18 protein-coding genes and 4 pseudogenes are annotated in these 22850 nt (G+C 55.9%); 11 read left to right on the forward strand and 11 right to left on the reverse strand.

The window, feature by feature from the left end:
- Window positions 1–226, forward strand: a 226-nt coding sequence (locus RF641_RS14445) for a hypothetical protein (protein WP_424573457.1), incomplete at its 5' end; no start/stop codon positions are given.
- Window positions 227–796: 570 nt separating this feature from the next.
- Here RF641_RS14445 and RF641_RS14450 read toward each other — a convergent pair.
- The 3 genes and pseudogenes from RF641_RS14450 to RF641_RS14460 form a co-directional block, all read right to left on the reverse strand.
- The gene (locus tag RF641_RS14450; protein ID WP_424573458.1) at window positions 797–2056 is read right to left on the reverse strand and encodes a restriction endonuclease subunit S; all 1260 of its coding nucleotides are present in this window, start codon (window positions 2054–2056) and stop codon (window positions 797–799) included.
- Between the two features lie 111 nt (window positions 2057–2167).
- On the reverse strand, window positions 2168–2599 hold the full coding sequence (locus RF641_RS14455) for a tyrosine-type recombinase/integrase (protein ID WP_424573459.1): 432 nt from the start codon (window positions 2597–2599) through the stop codon (window positions 2168–2170).
- Window positions 2600–2732: 133 nt separating this feature from the next.
- Window positions 2733–3777 (reverse strand): annotated as a pseudogene (locus RF641_RS14460) (IS110 family transposase).
- 317 nt (window positions 3778–4094) lie between these two features.
- On the opposite strand from RF641_RS14460, the pseudogene RF641_RS14465 reads away from it, so the two are divergent.
- The 4 genes and pseudogenes from RF641_RS14465 to RF641_RS14480 all read left to right on the forward strand — a co-directional run.
- A pseudogene (locus RF641_RS14465) lies at window positions 4095–4355 on the forward strand (transposase); the annotation flags it as partial.
- 108 nt (window positions 4356–4463) lie between these two features.
- Window positions 4464–4754: a transposase gene (locus tag RF641_RS14470; RefSeq protein ID WP_424573460.1), complete on the forward strand. Its 291-nt coding sequence runs from the start codon at window positions 4464–4466 to the stop codon at window positions 4752–4754.
- Between the two features lie 4 nt (window positions 4755–4758).
- Window positions 4759–5697 carry an IS3 family transposase gene (locus tag RF641_RS14475; protein ID WP_424573461.1) on the forward strand — a complete coding sequence of 313 codons (939 nt, stop codon included), beginning with the start codon at window positions 4759–4761 and terminating at the stop codon, window positions 5695–5697.
- Window positions 5698–5727: 30 nt separating this feature from the next.
- A pseudogene (locus RF641_RS14480) lies at window positions 5728–5955 on the forward strand (IS481-like element ISAar28 family transposase); the annotation flags it as partial.
- Window positions 5956–6070: 115 nt separating this feature from the next.
- Here RF641_RS14480 and RF641_RS14485 read toward each other — a convergent pair.
- Complete coding sequence (locus RF641_RS14485) at window positions 6071–7072, reverse strand: IS1595 family transposase (RefSeq protein WP_424573462.1); 1002 nt, start codon at window positions 7070–7072, stop codon at window positions 6071–6073.
- Window positions 7073–7391: 319 nt separating this feature from the next.
- On the opposite strand from RF641_RS14485, the pseudogene RF641_RS17650 reads away from it, so the two are divergent.
- Window positions 7392–7598 (forward strand): annotated as a pseudogene (locus tag RF641_RS17650) (IS3 family transposase); the annotation flags it as partial.
- Window positions 7599–7645: 47 nt separating this feature from the next.
- Here RF641_RS17650 and RF641_RS14495 read toward each other — a convergent pair.
- Window positions 7646–9397: a DUF6119 family protein gene (locus tag RF641_RS14495; protein ID WP_424573463.1), complete on the reverse strand. Its 1752-nt coding sequence runs from the start codon at window positions 9395–9397 to the stop codon at window positions 7646–7648.
- 146 nt (window positions 9398–9543) lie between these two features.
- Window positions 9544–10464, reverse strand: coding sequence for a restriction endonuclease (locus RF641_RS14500; RefSeq protein WP_424573465.1), 921 nt, complete (start codon window positions 10462–10464; stop codon window positions 9544–9546).
- 411 nt (window positions 10465–10875) lie between these two features.
- Between RF641_RS14500 and RF641_RS14505 the strand changes: the two genes are divergently transcribed.
- Entirely contained in the window at window positions 10876–12108 is a 1233-nt protein-coding gene (locus RF641_RS14505) for a CynX/NimT family MFS transporter (protein ID WP_424573466.1), read from the forward strand.
- Between the two features lie 105 nt (window positions 12109–12213).
- Here the strand turns inward: RF641_RS14505 and RF641_RS14510 are convergent, their stop codons facing one another.
- The 4 genes from RF641_RS14510 to RF641_RS14525 all read right to left on the reverse strand — a co-directional run bounded on the left by RF641_RS14510 (window position 12214) and on the right by RF641_RS14525 (window position 16369).
- Window positions 12214–13632 (reverse strand): ABC transporter ATP-binding protein, encoded by a 1419-nt coding sequence (locus tag RF641_RS14510; RefSeq protein ID WP_424573467.1) that lies wholly within the window; start codon window positions 13630–13632, stop codon window positions 12214–12216.
- The gene (locus RF641_RS14515) at window positions 13629–14360 is read right to left on the reverse strand and encodes an energy-coupling factor transporter transmembrane component T family protein (RefSeq protein ID WP_424573468.1); all 732 of its coding nucleotides are present in this window, start codon (window positions 14358–14360) and stop codon (window positions 13629–13631) included. Before RF641_RS14515 ends, RF641_RS14510 begins: the two co-directional genes overlap by 4 nt.
- Before the next feature lie 4 nt (window positions 14361–14364).
- The gene (locus RF641_RS14520) at window positions 14365–15177 is read right to left on the reverse strand and encodes an ECF transporter S component (protein WP_424573469.1); all 813 of its coding nucleotides are present in this window, start codon (window positions 15175–15177) and stop codon (window positions 14365–14367) included.
- Window positions 15178–15310: 133 nt separating this feature from the next.
- Window positions 15311–16369, reverse strand: a complete 1059-nt coding sequence (locus RF641_RS14525; protein WP_424573470.1) for a nucleoside hydrolase — start codon at window positions 16367–16369, stop codon at window positions 15311–15313.
- A 1011-nt stretch (window positions 16370–17380) separates the two neighbouring features.
- Here RF641_RS14525 and RF641_RS14530 point away from each other — a divergent pair.
- Complete coding sequence (locus RF641_RS14530; RefSeq protein ID WP_047120321.1) at window positions 17381–17638, forward strand: hypothetical protein; 258 nt, start codon at window positions 17381–17383, stop codon at window positions 17636–17638.
- A 12-nt stretch (window positions 17639–17650) separates the two neighbouring features.
- Window positions 17651–18514: an FHA domain-containing protein gene (locus tag RF641_RS14535; RefSeq protein ID WP_424573471.1), complete on the forward strand. Its 864-nt coding sequence runs from the start codon at window positions 17651–17653 to the stop codon at window positions 18512–18514.
- Window positions 18515–19118: 604 nt separating this feature from the next.
- On the opposite strand, the gene RF641_RS14540 is transcribed toward RF641_RS14535, so the two are convergent.
- Window positions 19119–20804: a formate--tetrahydrofolate ligase gene (locus tag RF641_RS14540; RefSeq protein ID WP_424573472.1), complete on the reverse strand. Its 1686-nt coding sequence runs from the start codon at window positions 20802–20804 to the stop codon at window positions 19119–19121.
- 268 nt (window positions 20805–21072) lie between these two features.
- On the opposite strand from RF641_RS14540, the gene RF641_RS14545 reads away from it, so the two are divergent.
- A complete protein-coding gene (locus RF641_RS14545; protein ID WP_424573473.1) occupies window positions 21073–21990 on the forward strand; it encodes an LLM class flavin-dependent oxidoreductase in 918 nt (305 codons plus the stop codon).
- Between the two features lie 179 nt (window positions 21991–22169).
- Entirely contained in the window at window positions 22170–22850 is a 681-nt protein-coding gene (locus RF641_RS14550) for an HD domain-containing protein (RefSeq protein ID WP_350536352.1), read from the forward strand.

Consider the following 22850-nt stretch of genomic DNA (forward strand, 5'->3'; position numbering starts at 1 on the left):
ATATGTGTATAAGAGACAGCCGCTGTCTTTCGAGAGAAAGATAGCGGCATCAAACCCGGGACGGTTCACACTCCTTATTCTGAGAGTGTTCACTTTTCGAGTTCCGTTCATGACCAGTTTTCAACTTCCGTCGACAAAGGATCCGGATCGGGTCCGGCGCAACGCGGTCAGGCGGTTGCAGGAGCTGGGCTTCGACGTTGAGTTGATTGCACGGGAGGGTGCCTGACTCACCTCATTTCCGTATTAGAAGTCATGAGATTACACAGCGTTGACACGATCCACCGCTACACATTAGATCGCCCCCTGAGCTCAAGAGTTCCGCTGCATGATCGCCGTTCACCCGACCTGAAACCTGTGCACCGATCTGATATCTTTGAGCTACGCCGGCGAAGTACGGCCCAGCAGGCAGGATCCGTTCACGAATGCCTATCGCTTACCGGCCCCTGCCAGGCAGGCCAGCAACCGGACACTGACCGATCAGAACCTTGCCTATTCTTTCCAGGGCTGCCCGCGCATCTGGGGACTCGGACCCGAAACACCGTGGGCATGGCAGGGGTAGCGAAAGCTTTCGAGCTACTGACAATGTCAACTACAGTGCAGCGCCAGTGCTGGCGCCGATCACCAGGTACTTGCAGAAGCTGCGGACCACACCAGTTTGGTGAGACACCGGTGGGGAGGTAACGCTCGGCTCCGTGCAATTCCGCAAATTCAAGCTTTTCCCTAAAGTTACTTCAGGTTCAACCACGATCTAGAGTCGGGCCCTTCATCTCCCTGACAAGGAAATTGCTGTTAACTATCAGGTAAATAATAATTTACTTGTGTTGGCCATCGTTGCCTGACCATTCATCAGCATCGGCAGCAGCCAATCGCGCAGCTCATGCAATCGCTTGTTCTCAATGATGCTGGCGTTGAAACGGCTGTAAATTGACGATGTCAATTGGCTGAACTTCTTCAGAGATCCACCGTCAGGCACGGGCATCAGTATGTTCTCAAGGTCTGAGTTGTTGACTGCCTGCTGTGTTGCGCCATGTGCATGCAGATCTTTGAGCGGTTCAAACTGTTCGCTGGCTATGAACGATGCGATGTATTCAAAAGCCTCCGACTTGCACTTCAGGCCAACGAAGCCGGTAGAGAGGATTGTCTCTTCAATGAAAGACGCGCAAGCATCGTTCAAAAACAGGTGTTTGACACTTCCTTTCATCTTGGCAAACCAGACAGAGTTGAGGACGGGCTCCATGTTTGCCCGCCCCTCCCGCGTCTCATATTGGATCCTGCTCCCGCTCTTGATAGTTGTACCCACGACGTCAGCGGTTGCCAAATACGACTTCTCCGCAAATAGTGAGACACCTGGCTTGAGCGGTTCGGACAACGAATTCGATACAAGAGACGCGACACCCCAACCCTTAGGGATCTCGCGTTTAAGCTGATCGTTCCAGACCATTTGGCCACCGGATGAGCGGTACGGTCTGCCATTCTCGTCTGGAAAGTCAAATTGCAAGAACCAGTATCCGTAGAGCATCTGCAGCATGGCCTGTAAATTTTCATTTACCAGAACATTCGTAGCGATCTGGTCATCGATACCGGTGAGTATGCGGGCGACATCATCTTGGACGTCACGGTCTGGCACGGGTACTTTCACTTGCTCAAACGTGCTCTTACTTAAAATGGGAGTCCTGGTCACCGAAGCGATGGAGAACAAATACTCTTTCTGCGTCGAGAGCCAGTAGTAGAGATAGGCGGGGTTCACCTCTGAACTAATAGACGTTACTGCGTTGATCTGCTGATTGCTCGCACATCGGTCACTCGTCATCGCGACGTTCCCCATGTCCCAGCCGATGCAGCCAACCAGAATGCTGGTGCCTTCCAGAATACTTCCTTTAATCGACTGAAGTCCTGATTCTGAAAGTGTCTTCGAGCTCTGAGTTACCGTACGACCTTCATGGAGTTCGTTGGGGGTAATGAAAGGTATATTTCCGCCGTAGTAGTCACGACGAGACGTGCTGGGGGTTTTGCCAGTGACCACGGTCCCAATTTCAGCCAGTGTCTTTGTCCGCACTGCGTCCCTTCCGCATTACCCGATATATCGCCTGTAAGCGTTCTTCACGTTCGTCTGACTTAACCATCGCGTATTGCAGCTTGGTGTCGATGCGCTGATTCCATGAAGATGCTACAGCTGAATCACTGGCTTGCCCTTGTCCATTGTCTTCGTAGCGAGCGTCCTGCGGAACTTGTGCGGATGAATCTTCTGGATGTTCAACGCCTCCACTAATTGTCTCAGCCTCGCCATGATTGCGCCAATGCTAAGCCCTCGGTGTGGCGCATGGAGGTCTACGAACAATGCGGAGTAATCATCGTCATTCCCTCCAAGGTATACACCCGGTTTATTCGGAGTTCGGGCTTCGAAATAGGCGACTCGATAGTTGTTGCTTTTGTACCGTACCACGCATTCTTGTCCTATGAAGTCGATGTCTGCCCGGTTCGGTTTGGCCCGCTTAGTCACTCTCATGTTCGTTGATACCTGCATATCGATCATCGAAAGGCCGCACCGTGTGGCTCCGTTCGCGCATCGTTTCCAATTCTTCCTCCATGCAGATCTCATTCACTTGGCTGACGGCCTCGACTTTGTGGATACAACGCACTGGGCTGCTGACAACATGGACTTCGACCTCAAGCCTTGCGACGCAGCTGGAGAGAATACTCTGTGAGCTGCCATGACCCTTCTATGACCTTTGTCAAGCCATAATCACCTGCAACTGACGATAGATGCTCCGAGCGATATAGCGCTTGAGGATCCGTTCGATTTCTTTCGGGCTCAAGCCTTCAGCCGTACGTTTCTCAACATAGCGTTTCGTCGCCTCATGATGTCCCATCCTCGTCCGTGCGACCATCCAACGCCTTGTTCAGCTGCCGGTCTCCATGACGGTTCAGCCGGTGACGTTCGTGGTTTCCGGAGGAAGCTTGTAACGGAGCAACGCCAGCCAGCGCAGCAAATGCAGCTTCAGAATGAATACGCCCATGATGGGAATAGGCCTTGAGAATCCATGCTGTGGTCACAGGCCCCAAGCCGAAGACTTGCTGCAGTTCCGGAGCCAGTTGCTCATCGAGCTCAGACATCGCTCGGCTGTTCTCCTTCAGCATCTGATCAGCAGCCAGGATGCTTGTCGCCAAGAACTTCGCTTCGTCCCGGGCGAACTTTTGATCGATCGTGTCAGCTTCATGCTCTCTCCACCTGCTGACCTGCTTGATCTGGCGAACGCTCAAAGGCTTACGGGCATCCATTCCCAGATCGTAGGTACGCAGCAGCGCTGAGAGCGCGTTGGGGTTCGCAGTTCGGTGGGCATCAAGCCGTGCGCGACTGGCCGAGAGGATGCTCAACGCCGCTCTAGCGCCTTCATCACGGGGCTGCAGCAGCTTGGTAATGTCTTTCGGTAACAGGCTCATGGCCGCCGCGGTCGCGTCGATAGCGTCGGATTTTCCTCGGCCGGCCTGGTCTTTTCTCCGTGGCGGTTTCGCCTCGACGACTTCTACCTGGTGATCTGTCAGGGCATGGGTGATCGTCGCACAATAGGATCGGGTTCCTTCGACTGCGGCGATGCACCGCCCTTGGGTCTTGCGCTGGATCCAGGCGATGGCCCTGTTCATCCCCGGGGTACTGACGGGGAAGGTTTGGCAAGCTTCCCTGCTGCCGGTGCGGGTATTAATGATGGCGTAGGTGTGGGTTCGTGCGTGGGTGTCGATTCCGATGACGTAATCGTATTTTTCTGCAACGATGGTCATGACGGTTTCGCCTCCTTCTCCGGTGGGTGGCCGTTACGGTTGGCACCGGTCCGGGAGAAGTACTTGGCAGGCGGATCTCTAATGAGTCACACGCCCAGTTAGGGTGTGGACGACCTTCTATGAAGCCATATCAAGTGGCCGGATTGGTGCCACCCACTATGACGGACAGGTCATGTCCAAGTCATCCACGAATCCGGGGAGACTATGTTGTGATGAGTCACATCGTGGTGGGTGGCATCTATCTTGCCAGCGGGTCCCAGACCTGCCAAGAACCATTAGAGATGTTGTGAGACACGCGTTCGTAGGAGAATGAGTGCATGTCCAAACGTCAGAAGTTCTCCCCGGAATTCCGTGCCGAAGCAGTCGAACTGGCGTTCTCATCCCAGAAGAGCCTGATTGAAGTCGCAGCATCTTTGGGCATCAATGAAGGAACTCTGGGCAACTGGGTCCGCGTCTACCGCGCCGAGCATCCCGCAGCAGAAACCGAGGAACGCGGCCCGGAGGAATGGGCGCGGTACGAGAACCTACGTAAGGAACTGTTGGAGACGAAGCGGGAGAACGATTTTTTAAAAGAATGTGTTTTCTATCGGGACTTCGGTGACAGTTCTGTATCAGGACATCGGTGACACTTTGAATCGCACCGGGTTTAATAGAGGCAAGGAAATTGGAAAAAGAACACTTCTGCCTTGCCGATCAAATACACCGACGAACTCAAGACCCGCGCCGTGGACCTCGTGATCCATGCGCAGGCCGATCCAAGCACAGCGAATGGCGCCATCCGATGCGTGGCCAAGGAGCTAGGGGTCAGTAGTGAAACGCTGCGCACTTGGGTGCGCAACTACAAGAACAGCGGCGCGATGACGCCGGCCCAGTCCATTGACCTGGAAGCCGAGAATAAGCGCCTGCGCGCCGAGCTGGCCGAGACCAAGCGGGCCAACGAGATCCTGAAGAAGGCAGCGACTTTCTTCGCGGGGTGAGCTCGTGGTGCCCTTCAAAGTAATTATTGATTTTATCGATCAGCACAAAGACGAGCTCGGGGTCGAGCCGATCATCCGAGCGTTGCAAGGAACCCGCACGCAGATCGCCGTGAGCTCGTATTATGCTGCGAAGCAACGACCGCCTTCGGCCCGCAGCGTTCGCGACGAACAACTACTGCCTAAACTCCTTGACGTTTATGAGGAGAACTATTCCTGCTACGGGGTACGGAAAATGTGGCATGCCATGAACAACCAGCATGGCGATCAGTTCGGGACGATTGCCCGGTGCACCGTGGAGCGGCTCATGAAGATCACCGGGATCGATGGGGTGCGGCGCAAACGGAAGAAGCCTAAGACCCGTTCAGCGGACCCGGAATCATGTCCGGTGGATCTGGTGGATCGCCAGTTCACCGCAGCAGCCCCCAATCGGCTCTGGGTCGCTGACATCACCTATGTTCCGACCCACGCGGGGTGGGTTTATGCGATGTTCATTCTTGATGTGTTCAGCCGTGAAATCGTGGGCTGGCAAGTGACCAACCACATGCGGGAATCCTTGGCCAGGGACGCTTTGATGATGGCCTTGGCAAGGAAGTATCGGGATGATGAGGACGTGACCGGCCTCGTGCACCACTCAGATCGTGGGGTGCAATTCCGGTCCATCAGATACGGGCAGGCGTTGGCCGAGTCCAACGTCATCGCTTCGGTGGGTTCCAAGGGCGATTCGTTCGACAATGCCATGGCCGAGGCGCTCAATTCGGTCTACAAGGCGGAGCTGATCGACCGGAAGCAATGGTCTGGACAGGTTGAGGTCATGGCCGAGACCTCGCGATGGGTTGGCTGGTACAACTCCCAGCGGCTGCATTCGGCACTCGGATACAGGTCGCCGGCTCACGTGCATCAACAGTGGACCGAACGGACGCAGACGGACGTTGCGGCTGCTTAGAAAAACAAGTTAAAGAGTCTCTACAAAACCCGGGGCTTGACAAACCGGTGCTTGCGGGTGGGAGGCGTAGAGCTCTATCTGGGCAAGCTGCTGCGCTCAACGAAGGTGGAGGTCCTCTGGAACCAGGCGGAGTTGATGGTGGTTTCGATGGATGGTGAGCTGATCGCGAAATACGGTTTCCCCTTCCCCGAAGGGGTGACGTATTTGAGCCTGCAGCACGCGAAGGCGAAGTTCCAGAACATGCCTGACGTGGAGTGACTGTTACCGATGTCTCGATACATTAAGTGTTACCGATGTGGTGATACAGAATTGTTACCCATGTGTCGAGACATCACATTTTTTAAAAGAATGGCTATCCACTTAACTGCCGTGATCATGCGGATCTCCAAGGCCTAGCAATCGACAGATTCTCCAGTGACCTCGGAGCATAATACTCAGCTACCGGACCCGTCGAAGTAACTGTGCCAGTTCGGCGGTGGACGCGAGCGACATTCTGATATGAGCTAGGACCAGCGCCCACTGACGCTTCCAACAACCGGAAGAAAACTAGCCCCCGGCTCTGCGCATGACGGCGATTGAACCGAAAAGTAAACTCATCTAGATACCCTTGCAATTGCTCAGGCTGCACACTACCTTGATATGTTCCGTCCAATACTCGCCTGACAAGCGAGAACAATCGATGAACCCCAGGCAAGGGAATATGCGCTGGCATACCACTGTCCGAGACATTATGTATTTCATGCTGAACGCCAGCACCCTTAGTAGCCTTCAAGTACCCACACCAGCCATCAGTAACCACGATCGAACCGGGTTGGATTCGCTGGCGGATGAACCTTTCAAGGCTCGCACTTGTTGCATCAGGCAGTATCTGCAACCTTGCTCGACCGAAGCTTCGTCCGGACCGTTCGATCGCACCAGCAACCACGAACTTACCCGCGGCACCTCGTCCAGTTACACCTGGTTTTCCTTTGCCGCCGAGATAGGATTCATCCATTTCGATTCTTCCAGTCAACAGCACATGATGACTAGGGCTCATAACCGTCCGGAACTTTTGGAGCATCGTCCAAGCGCTTTGGTAACTGCCGAGGCCGGTGGTCCTTTGCAAATTCAGCGCCGAGATTCCTTGTTTCGAGACGGTCATCAGCCATGCCGCTTCGAACCACACGGTCAGCGGCGTTCGAGTTCGGTGAAATATGGTTCCTGACGTGGCACTGAAGCGGCGCCCACAGCCAGTGCAACGATGTATTCCTACTAGATCTGACCAATCGCCGATACTGGAGCAACAGGGGCAGACAAAGCCATCCGGCCAACGCAACCAGTCCAGATAGTCGGCACAATCGGCGTCAGTGGGAAACCACGAACGGAATTGCGCCAATGACGTTGGATAGTCTTTTCCAGCCGTTGGTGAAGACCCCGTAGGTCAAACGATACGCGCACTTCGCTGAGATTACGGCAGTTAAGTGGATAGCCATTTTTAAAATATGTCAGCGCCTATTTCGCCTCGAACAGCAAGAAATAAGCGCCGGTCTTCGACTTCATCAAATCCACACAGGCCAGTATTCAGTGAACTGGATGTGCCAAAAACTGTAGGTGACCAGGGCCAGCTACTACCGGTGGCTAAACCCTTGCGAGGAGCTGAGCGAAGCCAAAGCCTTGCGAGCACACCACATGAAACCGGTGCGCAGGTACGTGATGTCGCCAAGTCAGCCTTCTCGACGATCAAGAACGAAATGTATCATCACTGGACCTTCACCAGCAGGGTGGCTGCGCATACCGCGGTGATGGAGTACATCGAGGTTTGGTACATCCGGAAGCGCCCGCATATGGCTAATGGCGGGGTTAGTCCTCAGGCGGTTCTGGACGCGTATCGGGAAAGGAATTTTCTAGCTTTAGCGGCTTGAGGATATATAGACAAGATCAAAGTTCGTGTCCCAAAAACTTGACCGGCTCAATCCGTCTCGATCTCGTCCCATTCACGGAGGATCGGAGCCACGTATACATCGATCTGCTGTTTGTTTAGTTGCGCCACTTGCCGCGATAAATTGACCTGTGTGAAGGTAAATAGACTATCTGCGCTCAACAGTGATTTTTCGCGTGCCATGACGATGACGATTTTAGATGGCTCTAACCTGTAGTCATCTGGGTTGGCCCCAGCTTCTGTGATTCGCTCGGCCAGATTCTCTTGCGCGGTCTTGTCATACGAAAGCACCTCCGCAGAGACGAGTGCCTGAGCTAGTAAGTGGCTTGCTGGAGACGAAGCATCAACATGCTTGACATGAACGAAGACTCCGTCTTTAAGCAATACGTCGCACGCTTCAATGCCGTGCTTGTGCGTCTCACTCTTTATCAGCTTTTGGTCAAGGCAAAGACCGTCTACATGCTCTGCCAAAATCTTGTTGTATGCAAGTTCGGCGTTCTTTCTTTTCTGCTGGGCCTCATCATCTGGAACCTTGACGAGACTCCATGGCGGAAGGTCATCAAAGTAAGGTCCCCGGTCGAATATGGCGTGCGTTCGGCGTTTGACGATCTCAGCATAGTTCCTATCCATGAGATACCACCTGCCATTATGCAGAAAATACCTGCGACCATCGATTTCGGTTTGAAAAGCGAGCCATTTCTTGACAGGGATACGGGAACTACTTGGCGAATCATCGTCAGTATTCTCAAACAGCGCTATGGCCAACGTGTCCAGCTTCTTAAGGCGGCGCCCCGCACTTACTTCTCGAATCGGACTCAGAATGTCGTTAAGGGTCGGAAGGTAGTCCCTTGGTTCTCGATCCCGTGTTCCTAAAAGCTTGTAGGCATCTACGTTCCCGTATTCATCGGCCATCTCATGTGGAAATGCCAGAGCCAGTAACGCACTGTCGTCCTCGACGATAGCCTCGATGAGCTTACCGTCAAGCTCATTGATCCTGTTCTTATCCTTAACCAAAGCAAGCTGTTCCAAGGCCGCTAGTTCTTCAGAAGCGGGTTTTTTCGCTAGAACCTTCTTGATTGATTCGAGGTCGCTCAACAGTGAACGGATGTTCTTGGACAACGGGAGACTGAGGGAATCAGAACCGCGAATCTTCACGACTTTTCCACTTGCACCGACTCCATCAATTTTGCCCTCGGTAACAAGGCGAGTTGCCAAGTCGCCGAGGTCCTCGAATCCGAAGCTTCTCAACGGTGCGCCGTTGGCAATAGTTGACCGCTCAATGCGTGGACGTTCATCAAGTGTTGTTTTGCTAATGGAATTGAGACCAAGCGGGTAGGCGCTGCGTATGGCAATCCGCTGACCAAACCCATTGTCCATTCGATCTTGATTCAGGAGCTGAAAACCCATTCCAAACGTCACAGCCCACACAGTAATGAGCTCTGGCTCATCAGCATCGTCAGTACCTGTTGAGTCATCCTCGTCTTGATAAGGGCCGTCCGATTCAATGCTCTTGGTATCAGCAATGAGGAGTACAGCGGCGGCCGCCGAGCTTTCCAACGTTACCGTTTCGCCACTCAGACCAGATAGTAGAGAGGCCCACCCGACTGTTTTTGGCTCTGTTCTGCCCATGACTAGCAGAGCTTCTCGATCATCCAGTGTCAAAGGCTCTTCTTCGAACGTGTCGAGTTCAAGGTACCTTTCGCGTATGGCGTCCCGAATGGATGGCAGTCCCGTTAGTCGGTACAGTGTCATGCGAGCTTCAGTGCTCTCTTGTCTGGCCATGGAAATCTCTCTATTAATTAATCGCCGAAAAACGGTCTCTTGTGTCGTTAGTCTATTCTCTACAAAAAAGTTTGTTTGAGAGTCACTTCACAAATTTTCCGGCAATCGATTTGTAGCAGAAGTACGTACTGCCCGGTCGGGCTGCGCTACGAGGACGCCATGTTAACCGGGAAATAACAACTGCCGGTCTCGTTCGCATGACGTTTCTTCGCTCGAAGCAGATCGTCTAGGCGAACACGACCATCGAGCACCGTAAACAAGTCCGTGCCGTCCATCGTGATGAACGGTGTGCTCCGACCATAAGTTTCTATGAAACCAGTCGTGAAGCCGTTCGCACTCACAAATAGCCCAAGGCCGTTTTTACCGACTCGCGAAACCTTACTGCCGAAAACATCGGCTGCTTCGCGCTCGACCGGCTTTTGCGTCCATTTCGCCTCAACAATGAAGTCATCACCCTCATAGCTGATAGCTCCGTCGATCTGATCAGCGGCAACGTTATAGGCGAGCCGTGGTGAGAGGTCGTAAAACTGAAACAACCCGTCGAGCAGTCGTTCGAACTGAAGCCCACGGCGCTGTTTGTCGTCTGCCTGGGAAAGAGCAAGGAAATCAGTTTTGAGCTCCTGAAGTTTCGCCTCCTGCTGACGGCGGAGAATTGCTAACGATTCTTGACGGGCACGTTCTTCGGCAAAAGCTTGGGCTGCAGATTCATCCTTCACCAGAGGTTCAATAATTTTCGCAAGCCGGGCTACCGAGTTCTTGGCAAAGGGAAGTGCGTCTGGTCGGTCAGAAGCAAACTGAACGATGTTCGGAAAAGTTTCGATCTTGCTAATTTCGATCATCAACGACAGTGCAAAATCGCGATATTTCAGCTCCTTTTTGACAAGTCGATCGACGAGCTGAACTGCAACCTCAAACTTAGATGCCGAGTCGAAGGGAAGGCCAGCCACAAGCTCAGAATGATCTCTGAAGCTGATTTCAACGTACCTACGAAATGCGTCTTTGCGCCAGACGATTTTGGCCAGCGCATCGGTCAGTGCGTCGTATGCTTCGGTAGGCAGTGGTTTCATACTTCCTGTCCAACACTAGACAGACGATCAACATCGTCATTCGATTTCACAGTCATCCAAAGAATATCTTGTCCGATCCCCATCTTCCCGATCCCCCGTCTGTGGAGAGTGGTTTGCTATGAATCGGTGGCCTCACTCAACCCTGACGGACAGTGGGGCGGGCAGGACCGGCTCCTGCTTTGCCAGCTGATCCTAGACCAGCCACTTCAAGACTCACAGGATACTAAGGCATTAGGCACGACACAGGTCATGAGGGCATAAACGGAATGAAGTTCTTATACTCGGGCTGAGGAATTAATTCTCGTTCAATGACGTCTAAGTGGGTTCCACAGCCTTTGCGTGGAACAATCCCATGGGGTCCTCGTACCATGAATTCTGATGACGACCCAAACAAAGCAAGGAGTCCCATCGTTGTCCACAGCGCCGCAACCAGTTCAAAAGCGTACGAATATCGCCTGGATCATCATCGTGGCTTCGGGTGTGGTTGCCGGTCTCCATATCTGGAAGCTGGCACCGGCTCTGCCCGTAATCCAAGAGCAGCTGGGCTTCTCCCTGCTTTTCGCTGGAACCCTTCTCGGTGTAGTACAGGTGGCTGGCATGCTCGGTGGCTTGGCGGTATCGCTGCTTTCAGAAGTCATTTCCCAGCGCAGGACGTTGCTGCTTGGGCTGTTATTGCTCTTCTTCGGCTCAGCCCTCGGAGGAGCTTCCCAAGACGCCTACGTTCTTCTGGCAACCCGCATCATCGAAGGCGCCGGTGTCATCATGACGACCGTGATGGGCCCGGGGCTGGTTCGCTTGCACGCGCCCTTGAAGAACCTGAACATGGCTGTCGGCTGGTGGGCAGCCTACATGGGTATGGCGACGTTCCTCGGGGTCTTCAGCACGGCTCTGATCCTGCAGCACATGACATGGAGTACCTGGTGGTTGATCCTGGCCGGAATAACACTGCTGCCGATTCCACTGGTGTTGAAGTTCGTGGCTCCCGATGCCCCAGCGGGTGCCTCCGGAATGCGCGAAGCCGCGCGGCGCATCGGCATCACCGCCAAATCCGGACGCGTCTGGGTCAGCGGCCTGATCTTCGGTTGCTACACCGTTCAGTGGATGGCTGTCGTTGGGTTCCTTCCCACCATCTATGATGGCTTCGGTCTCTCCCCCGTCACCGGTGGTCTGGTCACAGCAGTGGTCGGCGGGCTGAACGCCGTGGGCGCCATTATCAGCGGCTCGCTGCTACACAGGGGTGCCAACGGCAGAACCATGATCTTGGTGGGCTTCATCCTGATGGCCGTGACGTCAACGCTGACATTCGTCTTCGACTACCCGACGCATCTTTTGTGGATCCAGATGATCGCCGTCGGTTTGTTCTCGATCAGCGGGGCAACCATTCCAACCACCATGACCCGCGTAGCTGTCGATCTGGCCCCGGCCGGCGGATCCGCCCCGGCCTCCATGGGCCTGATCCAGCAGATCTTCAACATCGGCAACTTCACCGGCCCCATGTTGCTAGCCGGAATTGCAACGCTCACCGGTGGATGGAACTCGACATGGTGGATCACCTGCGGTTTCGCCCTGGTCGGCATCCTCCTGACCATCGGCCTTTCGCGTTGGAACTCGCCGTTCGCGGCGATGAACTCCCATCAAGGCTGAGCAGAGCTCACCTGCATCTTCAAGAGATCTCGCCAGACCGTCCAAGAAGATTTCCTGCAGGATTCTGGACTTCATATTGAATGGGGCGGAGAGGGGTGTACTGATCTATCTCGCATTTTCACCGGCGTTCAGTTGCACTGTTCGGTTAGCTGCCTGAGCGACGAACGAATCGTCGTGGCTCGTGAACAAGATGCCATGGCCCTTTGACGTGCAGGCTTCGAGTATTTCTAGAAGTACCTTTATTCCGTTGTCGTCCAACCCCTCTGTTGGTTCATCCAGCAGCAAGATCTCCGGTTCATGCACAAGAACACTAGCAAGAGCCACTAGCTTGCGTTCCGACATGGACAGTTCGTATGGGTGCGTTTCCGCTTTGTCCCACAGATCCAACCGTTCAAGCACCGCTGCCACCTGCTGTTGAGATTTAGCGCCAGATCGAAGCCCGTAGCCGACTTCTTTGAACACGGTTCGTTCGAAAAGTTGGTCATTCGGGTTCTGCAGCAGGAGTCCCGGCTTTGCGCTCGTGCGCACTGTTCCGGCTGTTGGTTTGAGCAATCCGACCGCAGCTTTGAGGATGGTCGTCTTGCCTACTCCGTTGGGTCCCAATAGTCCCAAGCATTCGCCCGCGTGAAGCTTGAGGTTGAATCCACTAATGGTCGGTGGTGTTGATGATCCGTAGCCGAGGTTTATTCCGGCAAGCTCCAGAATCACCGATGAACATTCTCTCCCAGTGGGTTGAGGTGGCTTCTTGTCTAGATTTGGTTCTTGATTCGATGGAAGAGATTTCCGCTCGAACGATGATAGTTCCCCGCGTTCCAACCTAAGGGCTTTGTCGGCATGATCCGCGCCATGTACATAGTTCCGGGCCAAGATGACAATCGCTTTGCCCAGCAATTTCAACTTCTGGATGGCGGATATCACCATTTTTCGGGCATTCTTATCCAATCCTGAAAATGGCTCGTCCAGGACTAGTACTTGCGGGTTATCGACCAGAAGTGCGCCTAAAGCAACGATTCGTGCTTGTCCACCAGATAGTTTGCCAACGTCCTGCGCGAGCAGATGGTTGATGTCCAGCATGTCAGCGATTGCAAGTATACGAGTCAGCATGTCCTCTCGTGGCACTCCGCGATTCTCCAGCGCGAACGCCATCTCTTCAGCAACAGTTGCCCTGGTTCCTGATAGATAGTCATTGACATCCTGCGGCAGGAACGAAATGTGCTGAGCCCAGCCAGAAGGATCGATTCGAGGCCTTTTGTCCTCTGAGAATTCAATGCGTCTGCCACCAACGGTTATTGCGCCTTCAAACTGGTCCAAACCAGTTCTAGGCAATATTCCGGCCAGGATTGCACCTACCGTAGATTTTCCTGACCCTGAACCACCGCTAATAACTGTGACGGTCCCAGGACTAATGTTCAGCTTGATGTCTTGGAGAACGTCGACCTCAGCATGCGCATACCTGAAGTACTTAAGATCAATGTCGAGGCCTAACCCCGTTTTCAAGTTTCCAATGCTCAATTCACTGGTCATGCGAAATCCATCCAGCTTGGAACAAGCAGCAGAGCTGGCAATAGCAACACGCAAAGCACTGAAACATGGCGGATCCAACGTTGCCCATTGGAGTCTGGGACTTCCCGCAAACGAGTCATCCTCTGGGTTGCAGGGAAGCCACGGGCGGCCAAATGCGGTGCCCGATTGGCCGTTTCCTCCAAAGACGAAAGCACCAGGGGAACGGCCTGCAGACGGACCTTTTGGAACCAACCTCGTAGCCCACGACGAAACTTCACCTGTCGCAGCATCTGTGCTTCGTTGATGACTCGCTGCCGCTCAGCAAGTTGGGGAAGCAGAAAGAGTGTCGCTGCCACCAGATATCCAAGTTGCGCAGGTGCTTTCGATAGGTCAATTGCCGCTACCAATTGATGGCGGTCAATGACCAAGGAGCACAGCAGCCCGACCACGACCAGCACAGCCGTTCGCAGACCCAGCTCTGCGGCTGTCTGCAAGCCAGCTTGTGTCAGCCCGAAGCTCCCGTTGGAGGCGAGCCCGTGGATCATCAGCTGCGAGGCAAAAGTTGGCAGCACGATCGCGCTCGATAGGCCAATAAGTTTTTTGCTCTTGCCAACGCTCCAGGCCACAACCAACGCGCCGGCAATCACCGTGCAGCTGAGCCACCAGAGCCCAGCAGCTGTCGTAGTGGTCACCACGGCAGCAGCCACCGCCAGAACTGTGAACGGATGAAGCCGTTGGAACCAGTTCATGCCCTTAATCTCGTTCTCCGCCCCGCCGTCCAAGTACCCGGTAGCGACGCACGAACTCATAGCTCTGGGACATCCTGTCGGGAAGGGCATAAACGAGCAACGCAGCAATGAGGAAAACGATCGCCTTGTCCCCTGGGTCGGAGAGCAATGCTTGCTTGGTGACCGCTGACAACAATGAGTCGCCCATGGAACGGAATACCGTCACAACAGCACCGGTGCCCACACCCGAGGTTCCGCCGAAGACAAATGCCGCCACAGGCGCAGAGATCGCCCCTACGAGAACACCGGAGACAAGACCCGCAATAGGAGCCAGATATACACGTCGAACAGCACCGAAACGAGCCGCCGTGCCTGCAAGGAAGCCAATGAGCGCCGCTCCTGCCGCGAACGGAAGTACCGTCGGGGCAAACAGAGACCAGATCAAGGTTCCCAGGACTCCAGTTGCCGCACCGGCGCGACGCCCGGCCAGGAATCCGACCAGCACCGTGCCGATCGAGTCCAGATACAGGGGCACCATCACCGAGCCGACAAACTGCCCCAAGAGGATATTCAAGGTGAGCGCCACAGGAATCAAAGTCAATGTCGATACAGGCAAGTCCCGTAGGACAGCCGCCAGGAGCAGTAAGGCAGAAAGCAGGTACGCGGCGAACGTCGCCAGGGCTACGCCCTGGCCCAGCCCACCGGTGAGATCTGTCGGTTGGGTAATCACGAGGACTGTGTAGGTCGTAACGAGCAGGAGTGTGCCTGCAATAGCCAAGAGGTTACGACGGAGCTTGCTGCCGGTCGATTCGTCGGCAAGGAGCAAATTGGGTGACATGGTGAAGAGAATCCTCAGATGCAGTGCATGGATCGCGTCCCGCAGATACTGCTGGACGCCCGATTACCGGACCTATGTCACCTTGGCCCGGTTCATGAGTTTAGCTCACGAAGTGTCTTCTCGAGGATTCTCTTTACATTCGGCCGGCCAATGCAGCCAGCTTCTCGCGCAACTCGTCGAACCCCCGTGCCGGATTATTTTCCGTGATCACCTTCGCGTTTGCAGGTTTTCCCCACAGTCCGCGGAAGTCAGCGACCGTTGTTCCAAAAAGTAACGTGGACTCGGTTTCCACATCCACCGTCGCAAGCTTGGTTTGATACTCCAACGTGCCTGCGGCAACACCTGCTGCGAAGTAATCGTGAACGTGGGCGATGTAGCCTTGGTCGTAGTTTCTATGGAACTCAAAATAGAATCGCAAAGCATCGGAGACATACCGGAGCAACGGGTTTTCCGCTTTACTCCGGGTACCCTCTGGATCTGTTTCCCGAACATGTTCTTCGTCAAGCTCGGCGCTCATGGCCAAGTCGTTGACGAATCCCGGTCGCATCTCAAATCGCTCGGTTGTTTCCAATGCACACACAATCGGCAGCTGTTCTTCGGGAAGCCCCGCCTCCGCGGCTGCGGTGTAGGCTGCAAAGACTTCCTTCGCGGCATGCGGGTCCACATGCATATTCCATTCGGCGGTTGGGGTTGTATTTCCTTGGTAGTAGAACGCCCCACCCATGATCACGACCTTGCGTAGCAACCATGGCAAGCGAGGTTCTCGACGCAGCGCCAAGGCGAAATTGGTCAATGGTGCGCACAACAGCACCGTGAGTTCGCCAGGGTTCGCCCGGGCAGCCTTGATCCAGAAGTCCACAGCGTCTCGGTCTTCGCCTTCCCTCGCTCCGCCGTCTGGCAACGTCGCATAACCGACGCCTTGGAGCCCATGGGTCTCCTCCGTGGTGACTAGCGGAATTTCCAAAGGCTTCCTCGCTCCGATCAGCACCGGCACTTCCGGTTTGCCACAGAGGGTCAGCAGTGCGCGGTTGTTGGCAGCTACTTGGTCAGCGTTCACATTGCCCGGGGTGCTGGTGACCGCAACAATGTCCACGTGGTCACAGGCGCAAAGGTACGCCAGCGCCAACGCATCATCGATTCCTGTGTCATTGTCGATTAACAGGCGGATCTTTTCCAAAGCGTCGCTCCTCATGTTTGTTGGCCTACCCCAGGTCCACTGTGTAATGCACCATTGATGCAGCGGCAATCACAGATCATCCCGTTAACGAAATGCTAGCGTTCTGCGACTCGATAGATACTTCTCGTCAATGAAAAGTTGGGTGGTCATTTCCATACCGTGGAGCAATCCCCTTTGGTTTCTTCATCTTTAGGCCAGAAGGTGGACGCGAGCCAAGAAAGGGCGCGCAGATGCCTGCCGCGGTGGAACAAGTCCACCTACGCACGAATATCAAGCGGACCAAGCTCGTTTCCTACGGCGAAGCTACCGGCGAATATATCCGCTAAGTAACTCCAGCGCTGCCGCGTTGGTCCGAGACTTGATACTTGATATCAGCAGTTTGTGTACTCGGGCTTCAATGGCCAGTGCATGCACTCCGGGCATCACGTTGTTTAGGTTTTCGTCGATACCCAGCGGTTCAGGTTCGCCGTAACTACAAACGGCACTTCTCTTCCGCGAGAGTTTCCCCAATGGTTCATTGGCTGGGATGCCCGGCTGAAAGGCAAGTTGTCCGGGATGGAGGATAGTTCGACTTTCAAAGATTCAAAACATGTCCTCGCAGGAAGCGACCCGACCATCTTTAAGCGCCAAAACTCGCAATCAAATAACTTTTTTCCTAATATCTCACTTATCGTGAATTCAGCTACCAGAAACACCTTAATTCATGAATCTCGCTTTTCAAGATAATTTTCGAGAAATATCGATTTCCTACTCCATTATGCGGCTGCCAACCCCAACCTAACCCACGTGACAACATCCCGATAACTCACTAATTCCTAATTTGACTTGCGAATATGCACCAAGACGCAACCCACCTCACCCTGTAGGGCGCCCGACAAAAGCGCCAGCGAGACTGGCAGCCTTGAATTTAGAATTAATCATTTACCCGGACGCAAGTAGAGGGTAATCTATGTCACACTGAGCCTGCATCCCGCAGCTTCATCCAGTTTTTATGATCATTCTCGATAGCAGAGGAATGTGGGTAGAGTGGACAATTTTAATACGAATAAAGATTTGCCAGTGGAGGATTTGCAGATTGCCGATTGGTCGGATCTCGGCCAACAATTGTGGTCCTACCTGACCGGGCGTGGTGCAGCTGTGAACTACACACTTGTGGACATGATGGTTGAAGTACCGAGGGACATCGGTCCAGATGCACCCCGGGCTACATGGAAGTTCAACGGCACCCTGCGGGTCACTACGAGCGATGACCACTCACTGGGTTCAGATCAGTACCGCGAGTGAACGGGTAGCCTGATGCGCTTCGATATTGACCTGAATTTCACGGTCGACCAGCCACTCGAGGGCACTGATGACTCGGAACAAGTACATGGAACTGTCACGGCCGAAGGCCGGATCATCCATATCAAAGCCGATTCAGACTCAATATTCCGAGTCTCTAGAGGTGCCAGCCGCCCTGCACTAAACCAGCTTGCGCATCGCCTCAAGAGCTCTGGAATCCAGATTGTGATTGATGGGCCGAAGGGGAATATCGTCACGCTCGGTGACGTCAAGCCCAATTTGACCGGTCGCTTCGCGATGAAATCGAACGCCGTACGGATTGGTTCGTTGAAAAACGTCAAAGGGCTGCTGCAGAAGGATCGAAGGAATGAAAGTCTGGGCATTCCGAGCACCCTGTTTCCGTTGTTCCCCACCTTCCAGAGGAACCAGCGCATGCGGCCTACCACCACGCATTATGCCGATCGTGGCGGCAGGCCGAGGCTCATCTTCGTCAAGGACAGCGAGTCGTGGGATGGGAAGGCGCCGAAAGTGCTTAACCTCGTTGACGACGTCTTGGTTATTGGCAGTGCCCAGGATAGCGGACTGATATTAGAAGGTCTGGAACCTGTCCATGCACGAATCGTCAGGGACGACCTCGACGAATACGTCCTACAAGCAGTCCATAGGGTCGGGGGAAGCGCAGGGTTGAATGCTGGACAAGAGTACGTCCTGCGAAGCGGGGCGAGAATCGAGCTTGGAGGCTGGCGGCTGGTTTTCTACCGGGAAGAGTATGCCGATCACGGACGTCCTTTTGGCGGGCGCAATGGCGGAGAACTGGCCTACCAGAGGCCTCAGGTGAATCCGCGTACCGGCATTATCGAGCGCGATTCCACCGATTAGTCCGTCGCAGGCTGCCGCAGATTCTGTGTGGTGTGCGGGAATCCGAAGGGCCCCGGAAGTCAGTCCTCGGCCAACCCGCTGGATTTTGAATGCGCGAATGGAAACCGCGGCGGCCTGCACAGGCGCGCCGCCGCGGTACTTCAGAGAAGTGATCCACCCATGAAGCGTTGTATGCCTGCACGCCGGGCCCGGAATCCGCAAACGGGAACGGCGTGAATGGCGTTCGGCTCTCTACGCGTTAGCTAGCTATCGGCGGCAACCGAACCACTGGTCAAGGTGTCTTCAATGGACGGATCGCCACAGATACCAAGGTGCTGGAGTGGAAGTTTCGGAAGGCTAAGTCGGGAGGCAAACCTTCAGGTAGTCAACGAGTTGATGTCTGGCACGCCTAGCGGAGACTTGGTGTCCCCACGAAGTCCCCTAGCCCCCAGCACTCGATCAAGCCTGCAATGCACCCTGATGGGCACAGCACACAGTCATCGGCTCACCCTCGGCATTCAAGCTCCGCGCTTCGATCAACAGGCGCTAAGGTCCTGTACCGATACAGCCAGCTGGTGCAGGATGGCAGCCCACCCTACGCAGGGTGGGCTTTGCCAGCATCGGCTTAGGACAGGCCGACCGCGTTTCCGTTCTCGTCCACGTCCATGTGCATCGCGGCAGGTACCTTGGGCAAGCCGGGCATGGTCATGATCGCGCCGGTGATCGCCACGATGAACCCGGCTCCGGTCTTCGGAATGAGGTCGCGCACCAGCAGCGTGAAGCCCTCGGGCGCGCCCAGCAGCGTTGGGTCATCCGAGAAGGAGTACTGGGTCTTGGCCATGCACACCGGCAGGTTGTCCCAGCCGTTGGCATGGATCTGTTCCAGCACCCGCTTCGCAGCGGGAGTGTAGTCCACTTCCGCCCCTCCGTAGATTTCCTTCACCACGGTGAAGATCTTCTCCTCCACCGGCTTCTCCAGCTCATACAGCGGGGCGAAGTCGCTCGGCGCTTCGATGGCGCGCAGCACCGCCGCGGCCAGGTCCCCGGCTCCGGCGCCGCCTTGGCCCCAGACATCCGCCACGGCACATTCAATGTTGTTTTCCGCGGCCCACTCGGTGACCACGGCCAGCTCGTCCACGGTGTCGTCCGTGAACTTGTTGACGGCGATGACCGGATGGATCCCGAACTTCCTGACGTTGGAGGCGTGCCGGGCCAGGTTCACCATGCCGTCGCGCACCGCCTGCACGTTCTCGCCCTTGAGCTGGTCCTTGGCTACTCCCCCGTGCATTTTCAAGGCGCGGATGGTCGCCACGATCACCACGGCGGATGGCTCGCACCCGGCATAGCGGGCCTTGATGTCCATGAACTTCTCCGCGCCCAGGTCCGCGCCGAACCCTGCTTCGGTGACCACGACGTCCGCCAGCGAGCGCGCGGTGTTGGTGGCGATGGCCGAGTTGCAGCCGTGGGCGATATTGGCGAACGGCCCGCCGTGGATGAACGCCGGGGTTCCGCCGATGGTCTGCACCAGGTTCGGCTTGATGGCGTCCTTGAGCAGCATGGTCATGGCGCCGGCCGCGCCCAGGTCGTCCACGGTCACCGGCTTCTTGTCATAGGTGTACCCGATGGTCATGCGTCCCAGCCGGGTGCGCAGGTCTTCCAGCCCGGTGGCCAGGCAGAACACCGCCATGACTTCCGAGGCCACGGTGATCTCGAATCCTGCCTCGCGCGGAACGCCCTCGGTCGGGCCGCCCAGGCCGATGACGATATTGCGCAGGGCGCGGTCGTTCATGTCGATGACGCGCTTGAAGGTGATCCGCCGCGGGTCGATCCCCAGGGCATTGCCGCGGTGCAGGTGGTTGTCGATCAGTGCCATCAGCAGGTTGTTGGCGCTGGTGATCGCATGGAAGTCGCCGGTGAAGTGCATGTTGATCTCGTCCATCGGCAGCACCTGCGAATACCCGCCGCCGGTGGCCCCGCCCTTCATGCCGAAGATCGGACCCAGGGAAGGTTCGCGCAGGGCAATGAGCGTCTTGGCTCCGGCGGCGGACAACGCATCACCCAAGCCCACCACGACGGTGGATTTCCCCTCGCCGGCGGGAGTCGGGGAAATTCCGCTGACCAGCACCACCTTGCCGAGTTCGGTGTTGCCTGCAGGAAGATGCGACGGGTCGATCTTGGCCTTGTACCTGCCATAGGACTCGACTGCTTCTTCCGGGATCCCCGCGGCTTCGGCGATCTGCGAAATTGGCTTGAGCACCGCGCGTGAGGCAATCGCGAGATCGCTCATATCGATTTCTGTCGTCCCTGACATCGTGTCCAGCCTGTCTGTCATCCAATATTCCGGCAGCCGGGGAAAGCCAATCCTGCCGGGTTTCCTCGATTATTCTTCAAGCTATCATCCCTACGGCAGTAGGTGCTGTCACGGCGTGATGGCGGGTTTCCGATTGGCGCCTCCATGCGGCGGATGCGGTGGCCTCTGGGCATCGCGGGTAAGCTCATCCACGAATCGTTCAACAATGAAAGGACACCATCATGCGGCTGTCGAACACCACAAGGAAAAAGGCAGGACATCGCGCCGCATGAAACTGTCTATCCTCGACCAAGTTCCACTCACCGAGCATGCGCCCACCCGCTCTGCCGCGCTATCCAGCGGCCTGGCCTTGGCTCACGATGCAGACAGGCTGGGATACCACCGCATCTGGTTTGCCGAACACCACAACTCCCAATCGTTTGCCAGTGCCGCGCCGGAAATGATGACCGCACTGGCGCTTGAACGCACCAGCAGGATCAGGGTCGGTACCGGAGCAATCCTCCTGCCGTACTACCCGGCGCAGAAGGTCTCCGAAACGATGGGACTTCTTTCTGAAGTTCATCCGGGCCGGGTGGACACCGGTCTGGGACGCGCCGCGCTGAACGATCCGAACTACGCCGCGAAAATCGCATCCCTGGTGCAGGAATTCGGCATAAAACACCCGCAGCCAGAGGGCGAACCGGTGGGTGGAATCTGGGTGCTGGGCGCCGGAGGTTCCTCCGCGCCGCTGCCGGGAACACTGGGCGCCGGGTACGTCCATGGCCACTTCCTGCGTCCTGTCGGTGGGGAAGCGGCGACCAGCGCCTACCGGGAAGCGGCAGCGCAGTCCGGGCATACGCCGCACACCGTCTTGGCGGTCCGCTTCGTCACTGCCGGCACCGAGGAGCGAGCCCATGAACTGGCCGAGGCCCTGCTGCTCTGGCGCGTACGCAAGGATTTCGGGCACGACGGCCCGATCCCCTCAACGGCAGCTGCCGCGAGCTACCAGTGGAGCGCCCAGGAACGGGCCCGTGCCCAAGAACGCAGCCAGGCACTGATTGTCGGAACCCCTGCCACGGTGCGCGCTCAGCTCCTGGCCTTGGCCGAGTCCCACGGGGCCGATGAGCTGATGCTCAATACGCTGGTCAACGATCCCGAAGACCGCTTGAATGCCTACCAGCTGGTTGCGGACTGTCTCATCGACTGACCGACACCAGGGCGTCACTTCCCATGGCGGTGCGTACGAGGCACGGGGTGGATTCGGCGCTGCAACGGCGCTTCGACCGCCCGAGCCGTCCCCGTCTTTCCCGGTTCCCGGAAAGCGGGCATCCACTGAATGGAAGACATGGCTTCCCGTAACGGGGTCCTGGTGGCAACATGAGCCCCATGACCAAGCTGCAGCCTTTGGCCAACCACTATGGCCACGACGTCGGTAATTTCATTCCGCCCAAGGAAACCGACGTCTTTGAACAGTTTCCCCTGCTGGCCCGGTTGTGGGAGAAAGCCAAAACCTATCTTTCGGTGCGCAGCAATGACGCCCACACCCTTTATTCGCTGTCACTCGCCCAGTCGCTGCTCAAGCATCATCCGCAGGCGGATCCGCTGGTGGTGCTGCCGGCAATCCTGCTCCACGACATTGGCTGGTCGCAGGTGGATCCGCAGCTGGTCTTGTCCGCCATCGCCCCGGGATCCGGCAACAAGGAACTGGTGCTGCAGCATGAAAAGTCCGGCGCGGAACTTGCCGCAGGACTGCTGCACGGCGAAGGATTCGATGCCGAACGCAGCGAGCGCATCGTGTTCATTATCGACGGGCATGACTCGCGCAAAGAATCAACCAGCCTGGAGGATTCCTTGGTGAAGGATGCCGACAAGCTCTGGAGGCTGACCCCGCACGGTGTGGACACCGTGATGGACTGGTTCGGCCTCACCCGTTCCGAAGCTTTCCAGCTGGTCGAGTCCCGGGTGAGCGATCATCTCTTCACGGATGCCGCGCGATTCATGGCCAGCGCCTTCGTGGCAGTGGAAAGCGCCAATCTCTTTGAGCAGAGACTGGCGCTTTCCGACTGA

It is taken from the genome of Arthrobacter sp. 'calajunan', from assembly GCF_046940185.1.
GTDB classification, from domain to species: Bacteria; Actinomycetota; Actinomycetes; order Actinomycetales; family Micrococcaceae; genus Glutamicibacter; species Glutamicibacter soli.